3 protein-coding genes and 1 pseudogene are annotated in these 2,060 nt (G+C 61.7%); 3 read left to right on the top strand and 1 reads right to left on the bottom strand.

The features are described from left to right. A pseudogene (locus tag O7A61_RS32040) lies at window positions 1-132 on the top strand (IS481 family transposase); the annotation flags it as partial. A 65-nt stretch (window positions 133-197) separates the two neighbouring features. On the opposite strand, the gene O7A61_RS32035 reads toward O7A61_RS32040, so the two are convergent. Further along, complete coding sequence (locus O7A61_RS32035) at window positions 198-644, bottom strand: Lrp/AsnC family transcriptional regulator (protein WP_198028776.1); 447 nt, start codon at window positions 642-644, stop codon at window positions 198-200. 430 nt (window positions 645-1,074) lie between these two features. Here O7A61_RS32035 and O7A61_RS32030 point away from each other — a divergent pair, with 430 nt between their 5' ends. Together O7A61_RS32030 and O7A61_RS32025 are read left to right on the top strand one after the other, a co-directional pair. After that, a complete protein-coding gene (locus O7A61_RS32030) occupies window positions 1,075-1,839 on the top strand; it encodes a transporter substrate-binding domain-containing protein (RefSeq protein WP_245262126.1) in 765 nt (254 codons plus the stop codon). Between the two features lie 72 nt (window positions 1,840-1,911). Next, a partial coding sequence (locus tag O7A61_RS32025) for an FAD-binding protein (RefSeq protein WP_337133147.1) occupies window positions 1,912-2,060 on the top strand: 149 nt, incomplete at its 3' end.

Here is a 2,060-nt window from a genome sequence, read left to right as displayed (position 1 = left end):
CATCGCGCCGCCGAGTTGCCCATATGGCTGCATCGGTACAATTGGCACCGTCCGCACGGAAGCCTAAAGTCCAAACCGCCAATCAGCCGCCTGGGCCTGACCAAGGACAACCTGTTGAGGCTCCACATCTAGTCCGACTGCATGGCGGCCCCGGCTGGCGGAGCGTTCTCCACCGCCGCCGGACATCCCGCCACCTCCTACAATGCGTAGATGGTCCGGTTGAACTTCGTCTCCATCACCACATGGGAAGCGGTTTTGATGACGCCGCCGATTTCATTCAGCGCATTCACCTCCCGGTTCAGCTTCTCGAGCGTCTCGGCGGCAAGGTGGATGATCAGGTCCCATTCGCCGGTTATGGCGTAGACCGCCTGGATCGAAGGCATCGCCTTGATCTTTCTGGAGACGTCCGGATAGCTCTTGTTGTTCAGGGCAGCGAGCGTGAAACAGTGGACGGCGTTCTGGGCCGCCGCCTTGGTCAGCCGCACGGTATAGCCTTCGATAATGCCGCCGGCCTCCAGCTTCTGGATCCGCTCCTGCAACGCTGTCCGCGATACGCCGAGCTGACGTGCCAGTGACGCGACCGGCTCACGCGCATTCTTCTGCATCAGCGCGAGCAGCTGACGATCCTTCTCGGTCAATTCCACAAACAAATCCTCTCGCTCGATCCGCGCTGCAACCATCACACCCGCCGCGCGATCCTATCGGCTGAACAGCCCCCGCGACAATCCGGAAGACGGGTCGGCGCGGACGGAACAAAGCGAACATATCCGGCACTTTGCCGTCTCAAGGCACGCAATGACTGCGCGATCGCCATTATCCCGCATTTCGCCGGGTAGAACCCTTCCTTTTGCGACCTGACTGTCTGGGGTCACAAACGCCGGTCCATCAGGGGAACCAGCTTCGGCTGTGGTGGGCACAAACCGAAGCCGGTCCACGTTGAAGCTGTGGCTGAAAGCGCTGAGATCCGACGTCAAGCATCCTATCAGTTTCAACCACAAGGGAGGGATAACTTTGAAAAAGCTACTCGATTTAGCCGTTCTTGCCGCGGCGACATTCGCGATCACAACGGCTGCCATGGCGGGGGAAACCCTGGACCGCGTCACGTCGAAAAAGGCGATGGTCATCGCCACCAACGCGGCCTGGCCACCACAGAGCTTTCTCAACGACAGCAACGAACTCGCCGGTTTCGACATCGATGTCTCGCGCGAGATCGGCAAGCGCCTTGGTGTCGAGGTCTCGTTCGAAACGCCCGACTGGGCGACGCTGACCGGCGGGCGCTGGCAGGGACGCTACGACCTCGGCGTCGGATCGGTGACGCCGACGAAAGCCCGTTCCAAGGTGATCGACTTTGTCGGCATCTATTATTACAGCCCCTATGTCTACGTCCTGCACAAGGACAGCGGCGCGAAATCGGTCGCCGATCTCAACGGCAAGATCATCGGCGTCGAGACGGCTACCACCTCGGAGGATTTCATCCGCCGCAAGCTCGAAATCGACGCACCCGGCCTGGCTCCCATCGAATACAAGCTCGAGCCGGGCGAGATCCGCACCTATGCGGATTCCATGCTTCCCTTCGATGACCTGCGGCTTGGCGACGGCGTGCGCCTGAACGCCGTGATCGCCCCGGAGCAGACGGCGCAGAATGCCATCAAGAACGGCTATCCCGTGAAGATCCTGGAAGGCGAGTACGCTTTCCGCGAGCCGCTCGTCGTTATCGCCGAGAAGAAGGATCCCGAGTGGACCGCAAAGGTCGCGGGCATCATCACCGGGATGAAGACGGACGGCACGCTCGCCGCGCTGACCACGAAGTGGTACGGCAAGGACTACAGCGCCAAGTAAAGTCATTCCCGCCGGCTGTCCCTCGGCAGCCGGCGGGAACACCAAACGCATCCCCTCACCGCAAAGTCATCGATGGCCTATCCGGACACCTATTACGCCCGCACTCTGACCGACCGGAAGACGAGGCCTCCGCTGCAAGGCGAGGCGCAATGTGACGTGGCCGTCGTCGGCGCCGGACTGGCCGGGCTGACGACAGCGCTGCAGCTGGCGCGCGCCGGACT

The organism is Mesorhizobium sp. Cs1321R2N1, from assembly GCF_037179725.1.
In the GTDB taxonomy this organism is placed as follows: domain Bacteria; phylum Pseudomonadota; class Alphaproteobacteria; order Rhizobiales; family Rhizobiaceae; genus Mesorhizobium; species Mesorhizobium salmacidum.
The sequence above is the reverse complement of the archived record's forward strand: the minus strand, read 5'-3'. Positions and strand labels throughout refer to the sequence as shown.